The sequence below is a fragment of the Legionella nigrisilvae genome (assembly GCF_977063395.2).
Window position 1 is genome coordinate 253,391 of record NZ_CDRUGZ020000038.1, and the last position, 24,750, is coordinate 278,140.

Below are 24,750 nucleotides of genomic sequence, written 5' to 3' on the forward strand. Positions count from 1 at the left end.
GGGTAATTTTAATACTTTTCTTATTATTAATAATTATTTTTCAAATAATAGTTTATATGGCTTTTAGGCATGCAAGCAGCAAAATCTGCTCACCCCTTTTTTAGAGTATTAGCTGATTCTGTACCAGCAGATTCAGAATCGGGCGAAGTAGACTTTTGTGCCCCAGCGGCCGCTTCAGCTCCTGTATCATACTGCTTTACTTGGCGCCAATGGGTTGGCTCTCCTTGCTGAAAAGTTCTACTGAAAAAACTTCCCTGGTATTGATTTAAAGCGTTTGTATCAAGATGGAGCTTTAAAATTGATTTATATTTCCCTAAAGATGCATATTTATCCGCGCATTGTTCAATCTCTTGCACTATAGCTGTTTTTATTTGTTTCCATAACTCCTTATTTCCTCCTTCACGCGCTCTTAACATCATATCGCTTAATTGGGCTGGGTTATTGAGGGGAATATTCTCATTTGCCAAAGTAAAAGACATTTCTTTTACTGGGGAAAAATCTTTGTCGAAATGAATTTCTTCCAAACGTTGTAGGTCCTTTAATAATTCATCCCATCGCTGCTTATCCCCACGTAAACGGGCCCAATTAAGTAAATAAGCCAGTTGAGATAGATTTGTGGGAGTATCACTATAATCTACACAAGCCTCTTTTGAATTTAAATTTCCGCGTGCCACCAGACCATGGCAATTTATAAATTCGCCATATTTACCATTAAAATTTATACCGAAACTGAAACCTGACTCGTCTAAATTTCGACCATTACCGGCACAAAGTTGTAGACTGGTGAGTTGGAATCCTAACTCATTAAGTTGATTATCAAGGACTTCTAAAATTTCTTCATCATCAAACAAACCGTTTGGGTAGTGTGAACTGCTAAATCCAATTACTGCTTCAATTTCAGCACCTTCAGGCGCCTTAGCCACCATCGCAGCGATAACCTCTTTTCCCAAGGGTGAATCTAGAGTATAACTCGTAATACCTCCTGGAAAATGGATCAGAGATAACCGCTTCACTTCATTGTTTTTCTTGACGAAAAAGGCAAAGGATACACATTCAGTCATGCCAGAAGTGAAAATTCCATGAGCGTCCTCTGAACCTATATTAACCACGTTTTTTGGATCGCACTCAGCATAAAACGGCGCGTATTTATAAGAAATAACATCGTCATCGATCGGATCTATGTACATAATTAACCTCACACAGGATAATTATAGTACTGTGTGGATCATTTTTACCAATTGGGTCAGACTCGATTGATTGGCATCATGACGTAACCTTTGGGACGATTTAGCCCAGTTTTAGCAGTTAAATCAGGTTCTTAAGCTAGGAAACCCGAGATTTTGCAATTTCAAACTACTTCAATTTCAACAGGAGCAGTACCGGTTATACCGAGTTTTTTAGCAGCACCAAAGGATAAGTCAATTATCCTATTCGATAAAAAAGGACCTCGATCAGTAATCCGAACCACAATCGACCGGCCATTATTCAGGTTTTTAACCCGAACTCGGGTAGCAATTGGAAGCGTGGGATGAGCTGCTGTCATCGCATACATGTTATAGCGCGCTCCGGTCGATGTTTTTTGATGTCTACCGTGTGACCCATACCAGGAAGCAACTCCTTTTGCTTTGTAATTTTTGGCAGATTTCATCACATGATATGTTTTCCCTCTGACCACATAATGATCTGGCCCATTAGGTGGCTGATGCACACAAGCAACGAGTAGCATCGGGAGTAAGCCTGTAATGAGTCGTTTAATGGTCAACAAAATCGTATCATAGTTCATAAAATTTTCTTCTACTTCCGCAACAGATATTTTACATTTAAAGTTTCAATGTTATCGAGATGATCTTTTTTAAAAAATATCACGAGAACAAAAAACTTCCTTGCAAAAAAAATCATCAATGAGCAAAAAATTTTTTATCATTGCCCTTCAGTTGATTTGGATTATATATTTTTTTGATGAGTATATACCAATAAATTTTGTTGTATCACCTCTTTCCTAAATCAATGATGTTTATAAATAGTGGTTTCATGTTCCTGGAGGCTTAGTAAGATTTTAGATATTTAATTAAAAATGAAAAAAACAAAAACTCTAAAAAAATTACGGGTATTTAAGCCCCTTTTGTAGTTTAATGAGTATTTTCAATCTTAAAAAATCATTAAGTAATGAGTGGATTATATAAATTAACCAGGTTCAGTTTATTTCTAACTATTATCTTTTCATGCCAACAAATTTTGGCCAAAGATATCATTTCGCCACAAGCCGAAAATGAACCTCCAAATATAGGAAATTTTGCACTTCCCCCATCCCAACAACCTGGTCCTTTTCTCTCATTTGGCCAAAGTTTAATTGAAAAGGGTCAAATGCAATTTTATGTTGCACCAAATTATTTGAAAAGTAGAAGTGAGCATTTTTTAAGCACACCCATTTCATTTGTTTATGGCTTATCCGATAAAGCGTCCCTTTTACTATCACTCCCAATTGCTGCAAGTTATGTGAGCGATAATCATTCCTCGGGAATTGGAGATATTTACATTCAAGGAGAATACGCTCCTTATGACAATAGTACTTCAAAATATGCCGAACAGTTGACTGTTGTAGGTGGGTTGTCCGCGCCATCAGGTTCGTTTCGTAAAGACCCACCTACAGGTTTTGGGGCGCCTAGTTATTTTTTGGGAAGTACCTATAATCGCATGTCTGTAGATTGGCTATGGTTTGCTGCTTCTGGGTTAACATGGATAGAAAAAAATGGCGAGGTTAAATTAGGAACCCAATATCTATATCAATCTGGCTTAGGTCGAAACATTAAAAGCGTAACGGGGAAATACATTTTTTTTAGCTTAGTTGAAGTTCATGGAGTCCATATGGACAAAGATAAGGTCTCAGGGGAAGCAGATCCCGACACCGGAGGAGACTTATTATTAATTACCCCTTCTTTATGGTTTTCTACCAAGAAATTCTTTTTTCAGTTAGGATGGTCAACTCCAATTTACCAAGCCTTGAATGGGGAGCAAAGCAAGATTAACTATCATATCAATGGGGTTCTCGGTGTAACTTTTAACTAGGTAGTGATTGATTATGAAGCATTTATACTATCCCACTATAGGTGCCACTCATATTGATCAATGTGATAAGTATTAATTATATGATTTGGTTTGTTCAAAATTAAAGAATTAAATAAGCTTTATAGATACTTTGTTTGGGTCTGTCCAAATATCATTTAACTCCTCATAACATTCTTTACTTGGATGCAATTGTCCCTTGTTTCTATAAAAATTAGAAAAAACAGTTTGTTCTGCTAATTTTAATCGAGCATCTACTTCTGTATTAGCCCAAGTATCCTGGCCATTTTCAAGAAGATTTTCATAACCTCCTATATCTCTAATTATTTTTATTGTTTCCTTATCTATTATTCGTAATCTGTAATGATTCATTTTAGCTCCAGAAACTTAATATTCTCCTTTTGTTTTATATTAGCTTATTTTTAAATAGACCAAGGATTAATGAACACTAGATTCAAAAAAAATTTACAAAGTTGAGCCTATAAAATCTGCACAATTACTTGTATAGAACCCATCACTAATGAGGAGAACGGCAATCCACTTCATTTGAGGAATCTATTTGGAGATGCGACATAAGTAACCAAGAAATTAGGTAATAAAAAATTTATTAAGCATAATTCAAACATGTATTGGACAAGATAATTCAATATTAGCCACATTAACTCCCAAGGGGACTTCCCAGGCATTGGGAAATAACTTGAGTTTAAGTAAATACCCGCAAATTAATAATTCTTTATGTCGTTAAGTATAATTAGAGTTTTAATACTATAGTTATAAGTAGATGGCGTTTAAGGAGAATAATCATGCTGGGGACAATATTGTTAATTGTCTTGATACTCATTTTAATTGGTGCCTTACCAAGATGGGGGCATAGCAGAGAATGGGGCTATGGGCCCTCTGGTATTATTGGGCTTATTTTAGTAATTTATTTAATATTACTTTTGATAGGGCGGGTGCCTTTTTAGAATCTTAACTCTAAAAATAAACTCTACCTAGCGAAGCCATTGAATGAAATTATTTGTTGGGGGCTTTTGAAGATGGAAGGCTCCCTAGAGCAATTTACTTTTCTAATTATAGTAAATATTCCATCGGGTCCCAGGACTCTTGGGAAGGAATCTGCTTTTCGAATAGGAGGCACTCCTGGAATAATTGAAAAGAGCACATTGGGGTTCAATAAGCAGATATCCATTAATATGCAGACTATACTTAAAATAAGATTAATAATTGGATTAAATTATGAAAAAACATCCTTTCCAAAAAGGACTAGAAAAAGCAAACGAGAAATTAAAAGAAACTGATTTAGGGGTTTATAATCAAGAAAAGAAAGAAATTGGGCATCATCGAGATAATCATAAAAAAGGCAAAAAAAGATAACTCCTTCTCCACCCCAGTTTGTTCCTGAATATAATTAAAACTCTTTATAATCGGTTAAGCAAAGAAGGCTCGAGCACTTTTTAAACACCCTTATTTAATCGCATGCCACTCTTCATCGTGTTGCTCAAAGTTATAGCTTTTTATACTCATGCAAATAATCAAACAACTCTTTATCAGATAAATGCATCAGGTTTTTTTGTATCTTTAATTTTATTAAATCAGTCGCATTTTTATTAAGATGCTTGGAAAATAAACCCTCTATTTGAGCTGGCATTACAATTACCAATTCCTTATAAAGATTCTTATTTCTTGCTTCATTAAGTTCCAGGGCTATTTCTCTAGAGAAATTATTGTCTTGTACGTCTTCGATTTCTGTATGTGGGTCGTAGACTCCTCCTCCCCCCTTAGAATAACTTGAATTGTACCTTCCAGGTTTATCTGTAACAAGCTCACTATCCTTTAATTTATTTTCAGGACGACTAATTTCTTTAAGTAGATTCAAAGCATCCTCTTGATATTCATAAATTCGGCAATTATTCGTATTTGCAGTAACTATCCATTTCATTTCAATCTCCTTTTTAAAATCAGTGGATGCCTGGGATTTTATTAGTTTAGTACAAGATCTTGATGAGACAAAAAATAAAAATATGCTATCCCCTGCCATTTTGCAGAAAGATGAGGTTAAATATATTAAACCTGCGCATATATGAACGTAATACTATAGAACAATTTTCGACATAAAATAGCGGTAGAGAGATTTACATGAAAGGTACTATAACCGGTAAATTAGTAAATTTTGATCAAAAAATCATTGATCTACAACAGTCGACCAATATTCACATTAACCTCAAAATTAAGTATTATTGCACTCTTTTTTTTCTAGAGTAATAGTATGAAGCTAAGTGATTTAACAGCAATAGTTCGCGCCTCAGAAATAATGTATCAGCAAGTTGATAAATCTTCGTTTAAAGAATTAACCGAATTTATGGGAACTTTCAGTAAAATTTATTCCCTATTTCAAACTAGAGAACTCTATAAACTTGGTAATGCTGATATTCCATCTGAGCTCAAGATTTTTTTTGATGAAAATGACTCTGAACTTGATCTATTAACCCGAAAGACTTTAGCTTTGGCTGATTCTATTGACAATGAGTTTAAAAAATTTCGTGCCTCGAAAAACTCTTCTCTCATGGGACAATTTTTTTCATTCTTTGTGGAATCTGATTCTGATCGCAAAGTATCGTCAAGCAGTATATACAATACTGGAATGAGCCAAACAACGAGTGGCAGTTCGGTTACCCTGGATAGCATTCTAAAGATATATAACACCAAGGATAAAAATGTCGCCCTCCGAAAAGCAGCCCACCAAGGCAGTGTTACCCATGTTGAGTTACTAATTAATAACTTTGGGGCCGATATTAACAGCAAAAGTAGTAATGGCTTTACGGCTTTGGACTGGGCTTTCTATAATAATAAGATGGAGCCACAAGGCGTCTTCAATACACTATGCTGGCTAGGAGCAGATCAATCAACTCTTAAACCTCTTCTTGGAAAATATGTAACCGATGATGAGTCTGAATTTCCTACAAAGGATCTGGCTTTAGCAAGAGCCATGAAACAAGAAAATCAAAAAGATATCGGCATATTAGTCACTAAGTACAAGGCAGACACGGAAAAAGCTCAAGAAATTCTGAATGCTGAAACAAAATCTCTAAGCTTTTAATGGATAAAGCGGCGTAGGCTGGGCTGTAAAAGCCCAGCGTCCTGAGCATTCCTATTCTTGTTAACTCGAAAACAAAACATTAATTAATGGATCCATTCATTCGTAAGATCATGTCAAAACATATGTTTTTGGACGTAAACCATAAAATGCCCCTGTAAATTGCACTATAATTATAGAAATATACCCATTTGAGGTGATTTATGTGCAACTTACGAGATGTCGTTATCTTTTTAGCTGGTGCTGCGTTTTTGCATACCATAAGCCATATTGTTTTGCCATATTTTATTACTATGCCTCTGGATATGGGATTCATGGTGCTGACAACCCAATTTAATTTTTGGGTCATAGGTATCAGCGCTATAATTACAATTGCTTTGTTATGGTGGGCATGTAAGCTTAATAAAAAATAACTTTTGTGGCCAGCAAGCTCATTAGTTCCATTGTCCCTATGCTTTGTGGTTTTTGGACATGGAGCCCAAAATTATTCCTGCGTTCACAATCCCCATCTTTTCAAGATATAAAGGGGACTAAAATCTTAGCTCATTTTATTTGGCGCACTGGAATTTGCAATTAAACGTGTAGTTATATTCAATATATGAGAGACATCCTTGGTCGTTAAATAAATAACCTTGACTATATGAAAAAATACTCTTACAAATTGAAAGATATTCCCATTCACGTTTGAGGTTCATGGCAAGCTTCATTGATTTCAGGATCCACTTGAGCATAGGGCTTTTGTTATTATACTCGCCATTACATGCCTCTTTTATTGAGCAAACAATGGGAACTGCTGTAGTGAAGGATGCCACAGCTGTTTACTTTAACCCTGCGGCATTAACTATTTCACCCCATCAACAACTTATCCTCCTGAACACCCTGGCAAAAGCGCAATTTGAGTTTAGCGGGAGAGCGCAAAAAATACCTTTTGGTAATTTCGAGTCAGGATCAACAACCTCTAAATCCAATTTTTTCTTACCTTCCATGTATCTTAGCATTCCTATAAGTGAAAGATTCGTGGCGGGTTTTGCTGTCGTTGCAAATGATTTCAATCGCGAATTGGATAATCACTCAATTCTGCGCTATATCCTGGCACGCAATCAAACGAATAATATTGACTTCATTCCCGCGCTTGGCATTAAAATTAATCAATTCCTTTCCATAGGGGGAAACCTTAATTTTACCTATGCTCATCTCATCCAGGAGCCTATTTCTGCAGGCATACCCCGTTTGAATATTCCTGAAAGCCGTAGCTTGAATGACACTCAAGCAAACAGTTTGGGCGGTGATTTTGGGATACTAATTAAACCTGGTAAAAAGACAGCCTTGGGTTTTAATTACCGCAGTGCAGTGACTTATAATTTACAGGGGAGTAGCACGATAACTGGTACGCCGAGTATTTCTTCGGATGATTACCATTTTGAGTACTGGACACCAGCAAGAAGTGTCGTGACACTAAGCCATTTTCTTAATGAAAAATTAGGCTTTATAGGAACTGTTCAATACCTGCAATGGAATATCTTTAAAGAGGTTTCTGTGTATAATTTTGCTACGCAAGCCGCCTCCCAAGTATTTATAGTCCCCCGGGCTCGCATTAATTATCACTTTCACAACAGTTGGCTTTTAACCCTCGGGACAATTTATCAAGTTTCACCAAAGTGGGTAGTCCGAGTAGCAGGAACATATAATCAGTCACCCTCGAATGGGAGATTTCAAATAGGCCCTGGAGACAGTTGGATTACTGGTTTTTCCATGGGCTATCAATTGATGAACCATCTCACTGTTGATTTCGGTTATGGCCATGCTTTTTTTAAAAAGGAACAGATTGATATTAAAACTTCCCAGAATATTATAACGGGCACCAATGAAGGCGCCCATGACGCCGCCTCTCTCAAATTTACACTCACCGCTTAATGGTTACTTGAATGTGACATATATAATAGTCTAGATGGCAAAGTATATTTTGATGGAAAGAGATGGATATAGGCAGGGGAGCGGATATCAGAGTGAACGTCTAAGGATGAAAAATCTTATCTATAACAAACTTTTGATTTCCTTTTTTTTGGCGATCCCGTAAAAATCGTGATAAACCTTCTGAGATATTTTTTTGTTCAAGTAATTTTTATAATGTAGGTTCTGATTAAGCCTCACAACATGTTCCAATTGGAAATGGCTAAGTCATGGTATCCATTTTTAGTAATATAAACCACTTTCGATTATGACTTTAAATACTGAAGAAAATAATTTTAAAATGTAAATTAATAGGAGTACAAATGGTATTTTTTACAACTGCTGGAAGAGAACACACCCTTAATTTTAAGAAATTATCTGAATACGAAAACAATAAAGAAGAATATCTAAAACTTGCAGCTTCTTGGGCAAAAAAAGCATGGGGATATTTGCAAAATAATGATAAACAATTTTATCTCAAGGATGTTCGGGCAAAGCAGGATCAAATTTACGTTGGCACTTTTAATGATCAACCAGTGGGTATGTTTGGTTTATTTGAAAAAAATTTTCATCGATTTCAAAATGATGATGAAGATAGTGCTATCCGCGGTGAATTAAAAGTGGTTTATTTTGATTATATTTATGTAGAAGAAAACGCCCGGGGATTAGGTTTTGCCAGACAGCTTCTGGAGAAAGCAAAATCTCTAGCTGTTGAATTAGGTGCGGATTTTATTTACCTCGATACATTGAATCCGAAACTTAATAAAATGTATATAAAACTTGGAGCAAAAGTAATTTGTGAAGGGCAATACCTTGAAAATCCAACAGATGTTTTAAGTATTCATCTTTAGTAGGTATTCTTTTCTTTTAAAAATAGTCGGGCACTGCCCGACAACTCCATTCAAAAAAAGAACTTCTGAAAAAGATTACTTGCACCATAAAAAATTTAAATCTCTAAATACTCCAGAAAATGCATAAATGGTAATGACCCTTTTACAAGCGGTTCTGTATACTCTGAACTAAATCAATTAAGGAGCCATATTTTGAGTAGAACTTGGGCCTTCGTCAGAATGTTCTTGACGATGTCTCTTCAAATTAACCGTAGGTCTGCTGCCCCTTTGCATCCATGATAAAATAGGATAGTGTGACTTATCTTGTTCACTCCGCTGTCTAATTCTTGATAAAGTACTGGGTTTGAAATGAGCTAATTTAGAATAATCCACACCCTCTGAGCGAATTAATTGGCGTTGTTGTTCGAACGGCAAAGCGGCTAAACTTCTAACTTGCCCTAACTCAAATGTTAAAAAATTGGTTTTATATCGATGACTCACCTCTAATAGCGCAGGAAACTCGCTAAAGCCTTGTTTCTCAACATTCTGTTTTGGATTAAAAGGATCAAATCCTTCGGTAATTTGCGGATCAATGAGTGAGTGTTCATGAATATAAGGCTTTTTGTGATAATTGACCCAACGACAATGAGGATAGGACGCCTGAAAACTCCCATTTGTTTTGGTGAAAATAGTTTTTCCATATTTTTGGGCCGCAGCAAGAACACATCCATTTCCATAAGTTCCTCCTAATAATAAGGTCTTAGATCCTGCTCTTTGACACTCCTGATTAAAAGAACGCATGGTAGCTCCAGAAGCTATTTGTTCTTCAATTTTTTTCTGAATTAAATTATCGTTGCCCAAATATTGACTAATATTCAAAAATAACTCTTTTACATCCGTTGTATTGTAATGAATAAAGGCAGGATAAGAGGAATCTTTACACATTATGAGTCGTTCTTGAATATTATTTAAAATAGAAAATATATAGTTTTTATTCGAAATATCGTTAAAAATATTATGAAATGATTCAATGTATAAACTATCCCAGGCGGGTAAATGAGTGGCTTGACGATAAAAATAACGGTCGTTTATCCAACACTCTTTATGTGTTCTAAGACAGCTAAAAAATATGTCTAACTTTGCAACATCATTATCAAATCCACTCCGATATTGAGGATCGATTCGTAGTGGAGAAAGCATCGGGGTAAGAAATTTTAAAGCTCTTTTGGCATTGCTTAAAACACAGAAAGGAAGAATCTCATTTTCGATATTTTTGTCTTCTTTACTTCCAGTGATTATGAGTTCATTTTGATGTTTTACTACTTCATTCATTAATGCAAAAAAGTAAGCGACTTGTTGGGTTTTTAAAACAGAAGGGTGGGTTTCTTTCTGTAAACACTCAAGAAAAGCTTCCTCGTTTGGAAAATGTACTATTTGAGCAGCTAATTGATTCAAAGCAATTAAGGCATTTTGAAACTCTTGAATCGATGCAAAGAATGCCATCTCCTCCATAATAATGTCTATTCCTTCATTTAAAGGAACTTCCTCTCTTTGAGAGCCTTCTATGGCCTTGATTAAGCTAATCATCCTATCTCGTGTGAGGTTTTTTTTAGGATTTATCTTAAATCCTTCAATCGTACTCGCCTCTTTTTTATCTTGCATTAATGACAACCCTTAAATTTAACTGAGCAAAAAGTGTGTATTATAAAAATAAAATGGAAGAACTCCAGACAATTATCGAATTATTCAATGATCATATTTGGATAACGACCACTATAAGCATGCGTTCAGGGACCTAAGGGGAATTTCTATGTACTTTTTCAATCTAGACAAAAACTTCCTTAGTCTGATATATATATGGATACCCCAAAATCAAGGAAGAACATGAACAACATCATTCGTAAAGTTTTAATTTCTATCTCAGCAGGTACAATATTATTACTTAGTTTATCCACTTCAGGGTTTGCTCAGTGCAAAGGTAATGCCGAATCATTTGAATCGGGCACGGCGAAACATGAGAAATGGCAATCAATAGGCAATAGTTACAGCAAATCCACCCGACAAGCTGTCTTGTTTAAAGAAATGAAAGGAGGAATTGCCAAACTTCCTGCAGGCCACAACCATCCACCACATTTTTACAAACACAAATTGCTTGTTGTCATTATGGAAGGAACCCTTCACCTTCATATTAATGGTAAAACAACAACCTATAGCAAAGGAGAATATTTCATTCTACCTGCTTACACTTGCGTTAGCAGTCATTCTAAAAATGGCGCAACAATAGTTATGGTTGGAGCAAAACCCGGGGATAGTTATCCAGTTAATTCAAAAAACTAACCTCTTAATTTGAGTATTTGCCCTGAGATATCAGCAATGGGGGGCAGACGCAATTGATTGATGTTCCTCATTGATCAGGGAGAACAATTGAGCAATCGTAGGTTGGGTTCCTGAACCTACCTAAGATTGCTAAGCTGAAAATTGAATTTAATTCCTTATCTAAATGTCTTGGTGATATAATAATCAATATGACTAAGTTATATAAATTTATAGATTGGAATAGATGTTATGTTTTTAATTAGTTATAAAAATTCAAAAAATATCAAGATAAGAGAAAATTTTGAGTCAGATACCACCCTTGATAAGGAACTAATAGAAGAATTACTTAAAATAAGATCTGCAAATTTAGAACGATTTAATATGTTGGTCAAATCAAAAAGGACAGTTGTATTCAGTGATACAAACGATTTAAAAAAAGATGCAGAATATTTTGCAATTTTTAAGTCTTATGAGGCTAATTTAATAAATACCACCTATCTTAACCAACAATTTTGTCTTAATCTTGCAAAAGCCTGGCCAACAATTAAAGACATTTTAACGCAACTCGAAATAAGAAAAATTGCATTATCTTGCATGAGCCAAGACCCTCTCCAACGTGAAATAATTATCAAATTAGTTAGTAGTGATCGACGATTTAAATCACTAGAACATTTTAATTATGAAGTTGCATTTAGGTTAAATGCAGTCAAACTCATGAATAATGAGAAATTTCATTCGCTTGATGGTAATTATCAATATCCTACAGCTGAAGCTAATTATCTACAACTCAATAAAAACTATTGGATCCAAGCAAATAACAAATTAGGACTTTTTAAAGTAAAAGAAGAAGTATTACCCTCTGAAGCAATAGATTCCATTTTTGATGATACAACAAAAATAGTTCTTGAATGCCATAGCATGATGATGTGTATCCAGTATAAAGCATTATTAGATACTATCGGCGCAAAAAATTTTAATCACCTTTTTAAAAGCCACCCGCTTATAATCGCGGATGGTCTTTTGATTGGGGATCATAAACAGGAGATGTTAGAAATCTTTCCTTACTCTCCTGTCTTAAAAAAAGAAGATTATATCCCTGGCGATTGGTTGTATCTTTCCAATTTTCAAGAATACAGTCATGCAAGCCTGTATGATTATTCGAAAGATGGTAATGGCCTCCACACAATGTTTATGGGAAATGAGAAATATCGGGGTTTTGGCTCTCCGTTAATGACAGAAAAGGAAGCTGAGTTTCATTTTTTGGAAATTTATAACGAGGATTTTTGTGCATTTCCTATTGAATTAACACCTGAAAATATCGATATGAGGACCATGGGGCTGGATTCTTGCGAAGAAGAACTCCAAATAGGTAAAAAAGTAATAATATATGGACATATAAATTGTCCTCTACAAGAATGGCAACATGTTGAGTGTATTTATAACGGAAATGGAAGATTCGAGTGTAGTAAATTAGAAATGAAAAGCGCAACGGAAGAAGAGATTATATTAGCTTTATTAAAAAAATATAATTCATTACTTCCTAAAAAGAAAACCGAGGAGGATTTAAAAGATCTAAACATATTTAGGGGAGCGCATTATGTTAAAAGCATTAACTTTTCCGGCGAACGATTCAACTTCCTCTTTGAACCCGCTCTAAGCTTTAAATTTTTCGATAAACATAAATCTTTCGAGACCGATCTGAGCCAGAATATGAGTGATCTTTCTTTTAATTAGAATCTGTGTCCCCTTTTATTTTACCTAGCGACCCGCACTTTGGCTATGCAGCCTGAGGCAGTTGTATGCTGCATTCAAATTGCTCTATTCGCTTGATACATTCTTGTTTTGCATTATTGCATAGGGGATTAAAATTAGGTCCTGACTTCTCATTAAAAAAAAGTGGCGTTTTACTGTTTTGTGCTGAGTTACACATACCAATGACTCGATTAAATATATTCTCAATTGCGAAGCTAATTCCGTCTTTGTCAAACTCACAATGTTGAAGATCAGAAATAAAATCCGATAACTCAAATTGTAACCCATCGATTACATCGATATAAGTATAAGAAGATAGAAGCAACATGTAATCAATCAGTTCATGATCGTTATATATTTTATTGTGGAGTCTGATATCGATACTTTTTACCTTATCAGCATCTAAAGCGTTTTTATCGATGACGAAATGCACTACATTATTTTCTATTCTACGATATACAATCCACTCATTATCCTTATTTATTAGCGCAACAGTATTTTTATCGAGCTCAGCCTCAGTAGGCGGTTTATCGAGTATTACGAGTTTTGTATATCCATTATGATATATAACTAATGATTCTATAATTTGGTGAATGCACTGGATTAATGGTTGGGCTTGGTAATAATTTTTCCAATAACCATTTAAGTCATTGGATTGGGTATCCAATTGTGTAAAAACATTCTCGTGACTCAGTAGGGCTTGTACGTATTTATCATATCTAAATGAATTTTGATCCGCATATTCCATCGCATAACATACAGGAAGTAAGCCATTAGAGGTACGTTGGTTTACATTTATTTGCGGGTGTTTTATTAATAATTTTAAAATATCATAGTGCCCTTCCCTAATTGCAATTTCCAACGGATTTCCTTGATTCACATCAATTGCTTTATGCTTTAGTAATGCCTCAACAGCGTCAAAATTGCCACATTGGACTGCAGTACATAAGGGACTCTTTGAAGCACTATCGGCCAAATTCACGTCAATTCTTGAGTGATCTAATAGAAGTTCCAGGGTTTTTATTGACTCAGGAGTCTTTAAGCGAACAATTTGATTTAATAAAATTGGCTTAGATAATCCGCGTTGGTAATTTACATCGATATCGGGATGCTGAAGTAATTCGCGCACGATATTTAAATGTCCATTTTGGGCTGCAAGGTTAATGGCTTTATCGCGTTGCGGGCCTTCAAGATTCACATCGATAAATGAAATGATACTACCCGCGTGAACCAATGCAGAGAGTAGGCGCCGTTGTATATCTGGGTTTTCAAAAACTGAGTTAATTTCGGTGTGGCCTGCTTGTGTGAGGGCAAAGAGTATTCGAGATTGAAAATTGGGTTTCACTATTTCAATATCGAGTTCTTCCAAGTTTAAAATAGAAATAAAATCATTTGGAATAATCCCTGAATGTAGGGTTCCATTATGATTACGTACTATATAGGTGCCCTCTTGGGATAAATAGATATGACCAGGAAGTGCTTTTTCAGGATCATTTTCTAAACTCGAAAGCAATCCAAAGTTATAGGGACGCAATCCGGACAAATCAAAAGTACTCGTATCCACAGTTCCTGTACGTACTTCACCATGAATATTAAAAACCTTGTATTCGCCGGTATGGGAAAGATAAATAGTATTAGCGTGATAAGTAGGTGCAATAATTTGCTCAAAAGGCATCCAACGCCATAAGGTTTCGTCATTCATAGGGGTAACCTGTTTGCCTGTCGCCAATAAGGCTTTTGTCAGCGCAATATCCCCTCTTTCTGCAGCTAAATGCAATGCCCCGAATGACATGTGAGTTGAATTGAGTCCTATATCTGGGGAAGCTAACAATATATCAATTGTTTTACTGTCGCTTTTTTTATATAAGGCATACGGTAAAATACTGCTTTTTTTAATAGCAGGCTCTCTAAGCAATCGATGTATCACGTCATATTTATTATTGATCACTGCACCGCTCAAGGGATTAAGAGCATCTAAATAAATATTTGGAATACCAAACTTCTTTAACACTGCTTCTACAATTTCAACGCTACTATGAGCTGAAGCAAAAAATAGGGCTGATTCTAGTTCATGCATCGTAGCAGCTTTATTCATCGGATATTTTAATAGCTCGTTTACCACCTCCGCATGGCTGAACATTATTGCTAACATTAATGCGGAAAGATGACTGTCATTTATTCCATTTAAATCAATATCGTTTCTTTGGGCTAATTGTGAGACTTTATCGCTAAACCCATACATTGCAGCGACATGTAACAAAGTAGTTCCATATACATCTGTTCGATTAATATCGGATGTATTCTGCAGCATTTTTTCAAATGCTTGGTTGGTAATCTTAGTCAGATCCTGCGAAAGAGATTGAGCTCTTTCCATTTTTTTATCAGTATAAACACCAATAGAAATATTAACGATATCGTCTGTTAAGCGTCTTTTTTTAAATGCATAGATAATTTCTGCTGTAATCTCATCTATTGATTCACGTTCTAAAATATCATCATGATTAGTTAATACCCATTTATTGTTTTCTTTATCAAAAATAACGTGGATGTCATGATTTGCAGAGGAAATGACGCAACCGGGCGATACATCACCATACTTTTTATGGTTTCAAAAAAAGTTTTCAATCCATCACAATTATCATTGGATGCGGTAAATAGAAAACGATCGGGGTTGGGTAATGGAGAAATTGTTTTATCCACAGAATCCTTATCATACATTACTTCTTCAATTTTAAGTGTTTCAAGTTGATTGAACAATTGGCCATGATTAAGGTCTAAAAATTTCTGGGTTTCACTCGGGTTGAAGTGAGCCCAGATCTGAAAGAAAAAAGCATCTACGGTTAATAATATTTGTTCATTCTGGGATAAAGGGGCAATCGTTCTGTGTTCTCGCAAATCTTTATCGTGTTGCTTCGCGCTCAGTAATAAATCTTCTAATTGGTTTGGTTTAAGCCCGCGCAGGTAGGCCATTCTTGCTTTAAATTGATCAGATTGTCCTGCCCAATGCGCTCTTTGGGCCATAAGTGCTAATCCTTTACATACGCCTCCTTCACTAGTGGGATAGTGAAGTTCCTTCATCAGATCGATTATATTCATTATGCGCTCCTGGTTGATGTGCGATAGGCATGGCCTTCCTGATCTCATTTCTTTAATGACTCAAGAATTCAACTACATTTCAGACAATGATTTATCGACTTTAAGTTCAACTTTTATTTTAACTTTGGGAACTTAGGGAAAACTTACGCCTTATACGAAATAACTGCATATAAGAAAGAAAGTATGTAGGTGTGATGCTTAACAAACTTGTGTACGCGGTATTTAAATGGAGGGATAATTATTGAATAAATGGATAAATTAGGAAATCGCTCAATAGTTTACAAAAATTTAAAAAGCCATGTATCCCTCATTCTCTAACATGGCTAACCTAAAATTCTATTAAAAATTTTGGAGCGATGTACTAGCGACTAAATCATTTGTATTATCACTGAAAGTGGGCTCTTCAGGCTTTCTGTTTTTCTTCAGAACATTTGCGTTAATGTATTTTATGCAAGCGGACATCTTAGATAACTGACCTTGGGAATCATTATCACAAATCCTAAGAATATTGAGAAGATGGTCTTTTTCAAAAGTATCCGGCGGAATTTTTTGCCAAATATTGAGTCTTAAGCATTTTTGGTGGTGAATAATACGATCAAAAGATTCTTGGTTTAATAGATTACTTTGATTTAATAGTTTGAACAAAGGCGCCAGAGATTCGTCACATTGCGCAATTTTTTCATAATTTTCCTGTCCTTGTTCCTCCCTCAATAGATCAGCTGAATGAAGGCTGGAAACCATGGAGTGAAATGCTTCAAAATGTACTTTTCCAACAGCAAGATCAAAATTTCTTTGGGCAAGAGGTGCATTTAAAAGGTTGTTTTCTTGAAGGCAATTTAGGAGATCGATAAACTTTTTGGGAGCATTGCATGCAATAAGCAGCTTACGATTATTTTCTATGGAGGATAGTGAGAGGCCGTGTAAAGCGTTGAGAGCTAAAGGAATTTCTTTTGGAGAGTACATAAGGGCATTCCCGGCACAAATTTCCTTACCCATCCGTTCATCTAATAAACCTTCGAGTTGGAGGGTATGAACAACTGAAATAGCAACGAGAGGATTGTGACTTGTTTTTATCAGATCACGAATATCCTGAGCTAACGGTCCTTCTAATAAACCCGCTTGTCGGGCAAAACAAAGAGCCTGTACACTATCTCTAGAAGGTTTTTCTGCGATCAAAGTACGATCAGCTTGGTCTATTTTCTTTTGCGAACAATAGAGTAGATGGAGCGCTTTCCCAACTTGTCTCGGATTATATTCACTGCTTGCAATGGCATCAAGATCGGCTTGAAGGGTTTCTTTTGAATTTTGACTTGAAGCATAAATCGTTGAAATCTCACTATAAGAAAGAAACGCTACAAAGGAATCAAGAAGTTCATTCGGATTTTTATGATTTGCTATTCGTTCAAAATTAGCCTGTGCTCTGTGGCCAGTAAGAAAGACTACATTATGGGTATATTGGTCATCCAATTTTTCTTTATACGAAATTCCAATGGTCGATAGGGCATCCCAAAGATCATAGGGATTTTCATGTGCGGCTATCACATTAAAATTGTTTTCATTAAATAAATCAAAATTCCCTATAATTTGGTTGGATCGATGCAAATCACTTTTAGCAAAAGTGTCCAAAAAAGGGAATACGGAGCGCCAAAAAGATGAAAACCAGCTACTTAATAAAAAATTACAAATAATAAAGGCATTCTTTTCATTGGTTGGCTGTGTAAATTTGATTGGGAATATCCATCGTCGCCAACCCGAAAGTTCGTTATAATTTTTAAAAAAATTCGAAATGATGGTTTTATTAGTTTTAGATATTGCCAATTTCTTTACTCATAATGCTCGTTGGTGGTTGATTATACCAAATGATCATGTGGTGCAAAGTTTAAATTTTAATTATCTTGCCCTATAAAGACTCATTTTATTTGAGTGGTTCAAGACTTTCCATTGCTCAAACTAAGGGTTCGATCTGGTCTAGTAATTCCTCCTGTTCGATAAGGTTCACCAACAGATTTTGCCAATATACAGGCGTGTTAAACCATGGGAAACTTACCGGAAAAGCTGGGTCGTTCCAGCGTTTTGCAAGCCATCCTGAATAATGCAACATACGCAGCGTCCGTAAAGGTTCGATTAAATGACGTTCATGCGGCTTAAAATCATGAAATTCACAATAACCTTGTAAAATCTTGTCCAATTGTAAATTCATTTGATCCGTTTCACCAGAAAGCAACATCCAAATATCCTGTATCGCCGGTCCCATCAGGCAATCATCTAAATCAACGATATGAGGACCTGATTCACTCCATAACACATTTCCTGCATGGCAATCACCGTGTAAGCGTAGTGAAGAAACATTTCCAATGGCTTCAAAAACCTGTTTAATTTTGTGGAGTACCCTTTCTACAGTGTTGCAAAAATTGGTGACTAAATAATCTGGGATAAAATTTTGGTCAATAAGAAAGTTGTAAGGATCATGCCCATAATTTTGCACATTTAATTGAATGCGGTGATTGAATGCTTGGCAGGCACCTACTCGGTGTAAGCGACCTAAAAAACGGCCCATCCATTCCAGCTGCTCACTATTATCTAGTTCAAGTGCATGGCCTCCGCGTCTAGGAAAGAGTGCAAATCGGAATTCATGATGATGATGCAGGGTTTGATCCTTTATCATAAGGGGGGCAATAATGGGAATTTCATGTTGTGCTAATTCAAGAGAAAACTGATGTTCTTCTAAAATAGCTGCAGAACTCCAACGATTAGGCCTATAAAACTTAGCAATGAGGGGCTCAGCATTTTCTAATCCGATTTGGTAAACTCGGTTTTCATAGCTATTCAGTGCAATCAGGCTGCCTGTGCAAATAAAACCTGTGCTTTCAATTGCATCCAAAATGGCATTTGGATCCAGCTGCGCGTATGGTGTTTGATTCTCGTGATCCAAATGTGAGTTCTCTGGTGGTAAACATAGGGATGCATTATACACAAAGGCAATCCATAAAGATAAAGTTCACCCAGTTTAAATTTTGAGCTTGCATTTGGCTATTCATTGTAAATTAATTAAACAAAGTGATTTGACAAACAGACTTTCCTTATTAAGCTTTAATAGAAGAATTTAAAAAAGAGTATTGATTACCCAGGAATCTTACTAACTATTTGATATCGAATAAAAGTAATAACAGCTAGATGGGTAGCGTTACAATCGATTATATCCCTTAGTAATGAGAGTAAATGGAGAGCAGCAACTAAAGATACGGTAGCTGCTTAATCTTTAAATTATCAAACAAGGATGAAATAAAATGGCTAATTCAAATGTTCGTTCTGGAGAGGTTGTAGGTGTTGCAGTTAAAAACAACGCACTGGAAGATTTAGGAGAAGTCGCTGAAATGGTAATTGATAAGCTTTCTGGAAAAGTTACTTATCTAGTTCTTGATTTTGGAGGCTTCATGAATTTTGGTAATAAATATTTCGCAATTCCATGGAATGCTTTTACTTATAATCCTGATGAAGATTGTTTTATTTTAAATATAGATAAAGAACGATTGGAAAATTCCCCAGGTTTTGATAAAGATCATTGGCCTGATTTTTCCCCAGAAATGAGTAGAACAATTTCAGATTATTATGGTTTGTAAAATAAAGAGGGCTGGGATTTTACCCAGCCCTTATTGAAGGCCGACTCAAAATCATGTATCTGCATTTTTATTACGATACATATGGAAACAGCCAATTGCAGCACAGTTTTTTCACAGTAAACGGACTTAAAAATGAATTCGGTCTGATCAAAGCCTCTTCACTTAAGATTTGTATAAACTTCGCATATTACGAACATTACTTAATATTCAGTTAATTTCCTCTTTGTAAACTGTTTTTCATACCCGTTTCTTAAAGGCCTCAACCATGAAAAATCCCTTACACTTCATTTTTGAATCTAAAATTTATCCACATGCACGAACTCTACGTACCTCGCTTGGTACCAAATTTTTTGACTCTTTTATGGTTATTAACGGCGATATGTCGGTAACGGACGAAGATCCTTCCTTTGGTTTATTTGATGTCCTTACCTTAGGTATACCTGGTGCCCTTGCAAGACTTGACGTATTTATGACTGAGCGATATAACGAATTATCAAGAAAAAATAAAACTAATAGTTTCGAATCAACATTATTTGCAGTAAGCGGAATGATTAATTTTATTTTTAATCAAGTTCCGCGATTTCTTTTTTCTGGGATAGTAGCAATAGTCGCATTTTTACCAATAACTTTGCCGACTTATCTAATTGCAAATGTAATTGATAATTTAAGGGACGATAGTATGCCCAAAGCCTTCAACGTCAAAGGCACAGGAAAGGGCGGAGAAGAGAAAACACTGAAGGAAGCATTAGCTTGGCATAATTCTAAAAATACAACTAGCATTCTCTATGGCATTGAAGAACTTCAAAGTGAAAAACTGGATGAAGAAAGTGTAGTTTTATACATTCCCGATAACGGAAAATGCTGTAGGAGAGATTTATTTACCTTTAAATATCATTCGAATGACCTAGGCGTTAAGGCGTTGTTTACTCACAACATTGGTGGTGTTGCCAAACAATGCCCTGAGCAAGCGAGACAAATAGCTGAACAAAAATCTGACGAACAAACAGGATTGAAAATTTAAGCTAAACCGCAACCGTTAAAATACTCCTAAGAAAATTTTTTATCTTACTTTTCCACTTCCGTTGAGGAAAAGAAACGCACCAAATCTTTTAACTCCTCCTGTTGTACCTGAGCATTTATCCAATTCAGTTGCACCTGGGTGGTTAGCTGTTCTCGCTGATTCACTAGGAACAAAGTACTGTCCCCTTCATAGAATTTTTGTGACTCTCCTTGTTGAACCTTTAGTGCCAAATGATACTCTTTTTTTAAATAATCTACTTGTTTATGGATTCTTCTTATCCCAATGTAAAGATTGGTCAGTTGATTTTTAAGCTGCTCATACGTAAACCTTCTCTCGGCTCTTATTTGCTCCAATTCACTTTGGGTGCGAATTAATCTGCCTTTGGCTTCTCGTTGTAATACAGGAAATTTGAAAGAAACTCCTATAAAAGCTGCCTGTGGAATTAATTCAGGATATCCTCCACTGCCGTTTTGCTTAAATGTATATGCAGTAGCATCCAAATTGGGAAGTAGCTCATTTTGCGCTAAGTCACGCTTAAGCTTAATTATTCTTGAGTAATTTTGTAGCCTTTCTAATGAAGGATGGCGGGCTAACTGAGATAACCCTTGTGCTAATTGACGTGGCTGCATCAAAATATGCGAAGGAAGACTCTTTTCCAAAGGAATTTTAGGATTTCCTTTTTCATCTCTATAATACAAAGATAAATTAATTCCGGCCTGTTCAAATATCATCATTCCCTGGTTAAGTAATTGCTCTCTCTGGATTATTTGTTGCATATTTTCAATGATTGCCAGTTTAGGCAGATCACCTTGATTTGCTTGTTGTTCGATTGCGACCTGTCGCTTTCGAGCTAATTTCAATAACTGTCTAAAGGTTTTTAATTGCAATCCTGCTTCTACCCATTGCCAATACGCTTTAATTGTTTCTTGGTATATTTGAATTTTAATCGCCTCCGAGTCGTGCTTTTTCATTTCAATTGACTCAGCGGTAGTCAATAAATTGGTTCGTTCCTTATCAATTGCTCGGTCACGGAGTAAAGGAAATGAAAGTCCAGCTCGATACTCCCCTCCTGAATTCGTTAAGTAGTTTTGATAATAAATGGGCCAGTTCCCGTTCCCATTTCTATAACCTGCAAATAATTTGACTCCGTTATAGAAGGTAGGAACAGTAAGCTGGGTATCTCCGTAATTGTTAATATAGCCACCAAGGGGTTGTGATCGAGTGGCTGCATCGAGAGAGGGATCAAACCTTCCCAATGCACTCAAATGCTCGCCTTGAGCCTTGGTAATTTCCAGCCGTGCTATTTTAATTTTTGGATAATAATAAGAAACACTCCGGAGCACTTTATCCAGGGTTAATTTATTTTGTTCGCTTGCCGCACTGAAAGCCGAAAGGGGTAAACAAATAAAACCCAGGATGAGCTGATATTTAAATCCGGTAGGAGAGAAAAATCGATTCATGGCTGACTCTTCTCTGAAGTACTTTCAGGAGGGAAACCATTATATTGCCGCCACAGTTCGTACCATAAAGGCACCCTCCCCAATTGAACCCAACCATGAACACGGACACCCTGCCGTAAAAATCGTGTTTGTGGCCAAGGTTCATCAGGAACAATAACTGCACGAAATAATCCTATACCATTGTCCGTGGGATCTATAAAAGAAACAGTCCCTCCAAAAGTACCTACGGCAATTTCAGGCCAACCTCTAAATTGGATTGCAGGCCATCCTTCGAACTGTAAGCGAGCTTTTTGATGAAGTCGAACAAATGGAATATCATTGCCATCAATCCATAACTCCACCGCGCGTGATTCAGTCTCGGGAATGATTTGTGCCAGAACATCTCCTAATTTGACGACGACACTCTCTTGCCCTGTCAATCGTTTAAAAATAACACCGGCCACTTGTGCTTTTATGAGTTGTGTCTGTTGACGTGCAATTCGTACATCAACATCGACCATGTCAATATTTGCTTGTGCTAACTCACTTTGGTATTTTGAATATTCAATTTGTGCCAATTCAAACTGACGTTTTGAATTAATTCCTTGCTCGTACAATCTTTTTTGTCGTACTAAATTGGCTTTCCCCGCTACTATTGATTGTTCTGCGGCTTCTCTCCGCAGGGCTATCGCTTTCTTTTCCAACTCCAATCGCTTTAATAACTCCGGATCATTATCACTAATTTCAACTAGAAGATCGCCCGGTTTTACCCTCATCCCCTCATCGACATACCATTTTTTAATACGCCCATTGATTGGGGAGTTCAATGTATGAAGTCTTTCGGTTGGGGAGTAAGCGATCACCTTGCCATCGCCAAGAGCAAACTGTTGCCAAGGAGTAAAACTTAAAAATAAAACGATAACTAGAGCGATAATAAAAATTATTTTGGCAATTTTTTGCGGCTTTGGGAGTTTTGCAATCATGGTATAGGCATGTAATTTCATGGAAGCACCACGCAATTTGTCATTTCTTTAAGCTCATGAGTTTGAGTGATTAAGATCAAAATGGTATTTTTTAAATTCAGTAATCGCGTCATGAGTAAGTCAATTTTATCTTTCTCTAATCCATCAAAAGTTCGGTCAATAATGAGTAATTGTGGCTGCAGTAGGACAGCACGAATAACCATCAGGGCAATGAGTTCAAATTCTGTAAATTCATTTTGCCAATCATAAATAACTGTTTTTAAGCCATCAGGTTGATGCATTAGTTTTTTTGAGAGTCCCAATTCATTAAATTGCTCAATAATAATTTTGTGTGATGTATTTTTATGATTTAACACGAGATTGTCATAAATGCTGCCGGCAAACAATTCTGGTTTTCGCAACAATAAACTGTATTGACGTAGTGCTGTTCGATGCTCTTCATTACAAATACTTTGATTGACTAAAACGTCCATGTTACATTTTTTTCCAAAACCCAAAAGTGATTCGGCAAATGATTTGCAGGATTCTGCATCTTGAGAATAAACCACTAATGGCTTTTCCAATGAAGCATTTACTTTGGTCTCATCAAAGATACCTATTTCGATTGTCCTCATAGGTAGAAATAAAGCATGAAGCTCATTTTTGATTTCCTCAAGAGGTAAGTTCAGGACTGCATCCATCTTGCTTTCTGAGGACACTAAATCGTAATAATTTTCTAAAAGCACACCAAATCTTTTAAATGCATAAATTAATGCACCAAGTACAATTTCAGCAGCTACAAGTTGTCCCAAACTCAATTGATTTTTGATAACGAGATATCCTCCTAATCCCAAAAGGAGGCTACTTGAAAACGCAGAGAGGAGATAAAAACCAATTTGGTGCTTAATAAGTTGTCGAAAATGAGTGTTTCTTGCATTCAAAAAAGACACCAAATGCCTGTCGGACTGTAAAGTAGCATAGTGATTGTAGTTACTAAAGCGGAATAAAAATCGATTAATTAAAAGTTCTTCTAGCCAGGCACCTACTTGGTGTTTTTGCGCACACTCCTTTTTTGCACTATCTAATCCCTTACGATATGGGATGAAGATAATTAACACGATACTGAGAAGGATAAAAGTGTCAAAAATAATAAATAGCGGATGATAAACCAGTAGTAGTAATAACCCCAGGAAAAGTTGCAGACCTAAATTCACTCCATATAGCAAAAGGCTCGAAAGTGATTTTTTGATGGTAACCACTTCAAAAAAGCGATTCACCAATTCAGGACCATGATGCGTTGAAAAACTATCTAAGGACAAGCGAGTAAAATGATTGGTAAGGTTTAGACTTATTTTTACCATTAATTTTTGCTGAATGACCTCGAGAATTACTATTTGCCAAACATTTAAGGCACCAAGAGCCATCATCAAGATGAAAACAATGAGGCTCAAAGTAACTACAGGCTGCATTAATTTTCCAAAGGCAATTAGATTAATTAATGTCTGTGCTGCGATCGGGATGCTCAACGTTAATAGGCTTGCTACAAGACTGATGAGAGCAATTGATATCACTGTTGGTCTGTCTAAAACATCTTTAATAGAATTCAT

Annotated in this window: 23 protein-coding genes; 11 read left to right on the plus strand and 12 right to left on the minus strand. The window is 36.0% G+C overall.

Annotated features, from left to right (window positions below; translation table 11 throughout):
• Positions 1-89: 89 nt before the first annotated feature.
• Positions 90-1,187 (minus strand): hypothetical protein, encoded by a 1,098-nt coding sequence (locus tag ACWTE2_RS23425; protein ID WP_454784637.1) that lies wholly within the window; start codon positions 1,185-1,187, stop codon positions 90-92.
• A gap of 161 nt (positions 1,188-1,348) precedes the next feature.
• Positions 1,349-1,783, minus strand: coding sequence for a septal ring lytic transglycosylase RlpA family protein (locus tag ACWTE2_RS23430; protein WP_182391879.1), 435 nt, complete (start codon positions 1,781-1,783; stop codon positions 1,349-1,351).
• A gap of 383 nt (positions 1,784-2,166) precedes the next feature.
• Here ACWTE2_RS23430 and ACWTE2_RS23435 point away from each other — a divergent pair, with 383 nt between their 5' ends.
• A complete protein-coding gene (locus ACWTE2_RS23435) occupies positions 2,167-3,066 on the plus strand; it encodes a transporter (protein ID WP_454784638.1) in 900 nt (299 codons plus the stop codon).
• 108 nt (positions 3,067-3,174) lie between these two features.
• Here the strand turns inward: ACWTE2_RS23435 and ACWTE2_RS23440 are convergent, their stop codons facing one another.
• Complete coding sequence (locus tag ACWTE2_RS23440; RefSeq protein WP_182391880.1) at positions 3,175-3,435, minus strand: hypothetical protein; 261 nt, start codon at positions 3,433-3,435, stop codon at positions 3,175-3,177.
• A 431-nt stretch (positions 3,436-3,866) separates the two neighbouring features.
• Between ACWTE2_RS23440 and ACWTE2_RS23445 the strand changes: the two genes are divergently transcribed.
• The gene (locus tag ACWTE2_RS23445; protein ID WP_454784639.1) at positions 3,867-4,028 is read left to right on the plus strand and encodes a DUF3309 family protein; all 162 of its coding nucleotides are present in this window, start codon (positions 3,867-3,869) and stop codon (positions 4,026-4,028) included.
• A gap of 271 nt (positions 4,029-4,299) precedes the next feature.
• Complete coding sequence (locus tag ACWTE2_RS23450; protein ID WP_182391882.1) at positions 4,300-4,437, plus strand: hypothetical protein; 138 nt, start codon at positions 4,300-4,302, stop codon at positions 4,435-4,437.
• Positions 4,438-4,567: 130 nt separating this feature from the next.
• Here ACWTE2_RS23450 and ACWTE2_RS23455 read toward each other — a convergent pair whose 3' ends face one another.
• Entirely contained in the window at positions 4,568-5,002 is a 435-nt protein-coding gene (locus ACWTE2_RS23455) for a host attachment protein (protein WP_454784640.1), read from the minus strand.
• Positions 5,003-5,329: 327 nt separating this feature from the next.
• On the opposite strand from ACWTE2_RS23455, the gene ACWTE2_RS23460 reads away from it, so the two are divergent.
• The 4 genes from ACWTE2_RS23460 to ACWTE2_RS23475 all read left to right on the plus strand — a co-directional run bounded on the left by ACWTE2_RS23460 (position 5,330) and on the right by ACWTE2_RS23475 (position 8,958).
• The gene (locus ACWTE2_RS23460; RefSeq protein ID WP_454784641.1) at positions 5,330-6,160 is read left to right on the plus strand and encodes an ankyrin repeat domain-containing protein; all 831 of its coding nucleotides are present in this window, start codon (positions 5,330-5,332) and stop codon (positions 6,158-6,160) included.
• 200 nt (positions 6,161-6,360) lie between these two features.
• Positions 6,361-6,570: a hypothetical protein gene (locus ACWTE2_RS23465; RefSeq protein ID WP_182391885.1), complete on the plus strand. Its 210-nt coding sequence runs from the start codon at positions 6,361-6,363 to the stop codon at positions 6,568-6,570.
• 370 nt (positions 6,571-6,940) lie between these two features.
• Positions 6,941-8,071, plus strand: coding sequence for an OmpP1/FadL family transporter (locus ACWTE2_RS23470; RefSeq protein WP_454784642.1), 1,131 nt, complete (start codon positions 6,941-6,943; stop codon positions 8,069-8,071).
• 359 nt (positions 8,072-8,430) lie between these two features.
• Positions 8,431-8,958, plus strand: a complete 528-nt coding sequence (locus tag ACWTE2_RS23475) for a GNAT family N-acetyltransferase (protein WP_182391887.1) — start codon at positions 8,431-8,433, stop codon at positions 8,956-8,958.
• Positions 8,959-9,135: 177 nt separating this feature from the next.
• Here ACWTE2_RS23475 and ACWTE2_RS23480 read toward each other — a convergent pair whose 3' ends face one another.
• On the minus strand, positions 9,136-10,599 hold the full coding sequence (locus ACWTE2_RS23480) for a hypothetical protein (RefSeq protein WP_454784643.1): 1,464 nt from the start codon (positions 10,597-10,599) through the stop codon (positions 9,136-9,138).
• Between the two features lie 222 nt (positions 10,600-10,821).
• On the opposite strand from ACWTE2_RS23480, the gene ACWTE2_RS23485 reads away from it, so the two are divergent.
• Complete coding sequence (locus tag ACWTE2_RS23485) at positions 10,822-11,274, plus strand: cupin domain-containing protein (protein ID WP_454784644.1); 453 nt, start codon at positions 10,822-10,824, stop codon at positions 11,272-11,274.
• Between the two features lie 228 nt (positions 11,275-11,502).
• Positions 11,503-12,987, plus strand: a complete 1,485-nt coding sequence (locus tag ACWTE2_RS23490; RefSeq protein WP_454784645.1) for a transglutaminase — start codon at positions 11,503-11,505, stop codon at positions 12,985-12,987.
• A gap of 43 nt (positions 12,988-13,030) precedes the next feature.
• On the opposite strand, the gene ACWTE2_RS23495 is transcribed toward ACWTE2_RS23490, so the two are convergent.
• The 4 genes from ACWTE2_RS23495 to ACWTE2_RS23510 all read right to left on the minus strand — a co-directional run bounded on the left by ACWTE2_RS23495 (position 13,031) and on the right by ACWTE2_RS23510 (position 19,033).
• Positions 13,031-15,379, minus strand: coding sequence for an ankyrin repeat domain-containing protein (locus tag ACWTE2_RS23495; protein ID WP_454784646.1), 2,349 nt, complete (start codon positions 15,377-15,379; stop codon positions 13,031-13,033).
• A gap of 131 nt (positions 15,380-15,510) precedes the next feature.
• On the minus strand, positions 15,511-16,101 hold the full coding sequence (locus ACWTE2_RS23500) for a hypothetical protein (protein ID WP_454784647.1): 591 nt from the start codon (positions 16,099-16,101) through the stop codon (positions 15,511-15,513).
• 339 nt (positions 16,102-16,440) lie between these two features.
• On the minus strand, positions 16,441-17,919 hold the full coding sequence (locus ACWTE2_RS23505; RefSeq protein ID WP_454784648.1) for a hypothetical protein: 1,479 nt from the start codon (positions 17,917-17,919) through the stop codon (positions 16,441-16,443).
• Between the two features lie 127 nt (positions 17,920-18,046).
• Positions 18,047-19,033, minus strand: coding sequence for a serine/threonine protein kinase (locus ACWTE2_RS23510; RefSeq protein WP_454785017.1), 987 nt, complete (start codon positions 19,031-19,033; stop codon positions 18,047-18,049).
• Between the two features lie 355 nt (positions 19,034-19,388).
• On the opposite strand from ACWTE2_RS23510, the gene ACWTE2_RS23515 reads away from it, so the two are divergent.
• Together ACWTE2_RS23515 and ACWTE2_RS23520 are read left to right on the plus strand one after the other, a co-directional pair.
• On the plus strand, positions 19,389-19,721 hold the full coding sequence (locus ACWTE2_RS23515; protein ID WP_454784649.1) for a PRC-barrel domain-containing protein: 333 nt from the start codon (positions 19,389-19,391) through the stop codon (positions 19,719-19,721).
• Between the two features lie 265 nt (positions 19,722-19,986).
• A complete protein-coding gene (locus tag ACWTE2_RS23520; protein ID WP_454784650.1) occupies positions 19,987-20,742 on the plus strand; it encodes a hypothetical protein in 756 nt (251 codons plus the stop codon).
• A 44-nt stretch (positions 20,743-20,786) separates the two neighbouring features.
• Here ACWTE2_RS23520 and ACWTE2_RS23525 read toward each other — a convergent pair whose 3' ends face one another.
• Genes ACWTE2_RS23525 through ACWTE2_RS23535 form a run of 3 tightly spaced genes read right to left on the minus strand, consistent with a single transcriptional unit; the run spans position 20,787 to position 24,750 of the window.
• On the minus strand, positions 20,787-22,202 hold the full coding sequence (locus ACWTE2_RS23525) for a TolC family protein (RefSeq protein ID WP_454784651.1): 1,416 nt from the start codon (positions 22,200-22,202) through the stop codon (positions 20,787-20,789).
• On the minus strand, positions 22,199-23,185 hold the full coding sequence (locus tag ACWTE2_RS23530; protein WP_454784652.1) for an HlyD family secretion protein: 987 nt from the start codon (positions 23,183-23,185) through the stop codon (positions 22,199-22,201). Before ACWTE2_RS23530 ends, ACWTE2_RS23525 begins: the two co-directional genes overlap by 4 nt.
• Positions 23,182-24,750, minus strand: coding sequence for an ABC transporter transmembrane domain-containing protein (locus tag ACWTE2_RS23535; protein WP_454784653.1), 1,569 nt, complete (start codon positions 24,748-24,750; stop codon positions 23,182-23,184). The genes ACWTE2_RS23530 and ACWTE2_RS23535 overlap by 4 nt, the downstream gene beginning before the upstream one ends.

What these genes read in the sequence shown, in the direction of transcription:
- ACWTE2_RS23425 (WP_454784637.1), bottom strand. Translation starts at nt 1,187, where the DNA reads ATGTACATAGATCCGATCGATGACGATGTTATTTCTTATAAATACGCG.
- ACWTE2_RS23430 (WP_182391879.1), bottom strand. Translation starts at nt 1,783, where the DNA reads ATGAACTATGATACGATTTTGTTGACCATTAAACGACTCATTACAGGC.
- ACWTE2_RS23435 (WP_454784638.1), top strand. Translation starts at nt 2,167, where the DNA reads ATGAGTGGATTATATAAATTAACCAGGTTCAGTTTATTTCTAACTATT.
- ACWTE2_RS23440 (WP_182391880.1), bottom strand. Translation starts at nt 3,435, where the DNA reads ATGAATCATTACAGATTACGAATAATAGATAAGGAAACAATAAAAATA.
- ACWTE2_RS23445 (WP_454784639.1), top strand. Translation starts at nt 3,867, where the DNA reads ATGCTGGGGACAATATTGTTAATTGTCTTGATACTCATTTTAATTGGT.
- ACWTE2_RS23450 (WP_182391882.1), top strand. Translation starts at nt 4,300, where the DNA reads ATGAAAAAACATCCTTTCCAAAAAGGACTAGAAAAAGCAAACGAGAAA.
- ACWTE2_RS23455 (WP_454784640.1), bottom strand. Translation starts at nt 5,002, where the DNA reads ATGAAATGGATAGTTACTGCAAATACGAATAATTGCCGAATTTATGAA.
- ACWTE2_RS23460 (WP_454784641.1), top strand. Translation starts at nt 5,330, where the DNA reads ATGAAGCTAAGTGATTTAACAGCAATAGTTCGCGCCTCAGAAATAATG.
- ACWTE2_RS23465 (WP_182391885.1), top strand. Translation starts at nt 6,361, where the DNA reads ATGTGCAACTTACGAGATGTCGTTATCTTTTTAGCTGGTGCTGCGTTT.
- ACWTE2_RS23470 (WP_454784642.1), top strand. Translation starts at nt 6,941, where the DNA reads ATGGGAACTGCTGTAGTGAAGGATGCCACAGCTGTTTACTTTAACCCT.
- ACWTE2_RS23475 (WP_182391887.1), top strand. Translation starts at nt 8,431, where the DNA reads ATGGTATTTTTTACAACTGCTGGAAGAGAACACACCCTTAATTTTAAG.
- ACWTE2_RS23480 (WP_454784643.1), bottom strand. Translation starts at nt 10,599, where the DNA reads ATGCAAGATAAAAAAGAGGCGAGTACGATTGAAGGATTTAAGATAAAT.
- ACWTE2_RS23485 (WP_454784644.1), top strand. Translation starts at nt 10,822, where the DNA reads ATGAACAACATCATTCGTAAAGTTTTAATTTCTATCTCAGCAGGTACA.
- ACWTE2_RS23490 (WP_454784645.1), top strand. Translation starts at nt 11,503, where the DNA reads ATGTTTTTAATTAGTTATAAAAATTCAAAAAATATCAAGATAAGAGAA.
- ACWTE2_RS23495 (WP_454784646.1), bottom strand. Translation starts at nt 15,379, where the DNA reads ATGGAAAGAGCTCAATCTCTTTCGCAGGATCTGACTAAGATTACCAAC.
- ACWTE2_RS23500 (WP_454784647.1), bottom strand. Translation starts at nt 16,101, where the DNA reads ATGAATATAATCGATCTGATGAAGGAACTTCACTATCCCACTAGTGAA.
- ACWTE2_RS23515 (WP_454784649.1), top strand. Translation starts at nt 19,389, where the DNA reads ATGGCTAATTCAAATGTTCGTTCTGGAGAGGTTGTAGGTGTTGCAGTT.
- ACWTE2_RS23520 (WP_454784650.1), top strand. Translation starts at nt 19,987, where the DNA reads ATGAAAAATCCCTTACACTTCATTTTTGAATCTAAAATTTATCCACAT.
- ACWTE2_RS23525 (WP_454784651.1), bottom strand. Translation starts at nt 22,202, where the DNA reads ATGAATCGATTTTTCTCTCCTACCGGATTTAAATATCAGCTCATCCTG.
- ACWTE2_RS23530 (WP_454784652.1), bottom strand. Translation starts at nt 23,185, where the DNA reads ATGAAATTACATGCCTATACCATGATTGCAAAACTCCCAAAGCCGCAA.
- ACWTE2_RS23535 (WP_454784653.1), bottom strand. Translation starts at nt 24,750, where the DNA reads ATGAATTCTATTAAAGATGTTTTAGACAGACCAACAGTGATATCAATT.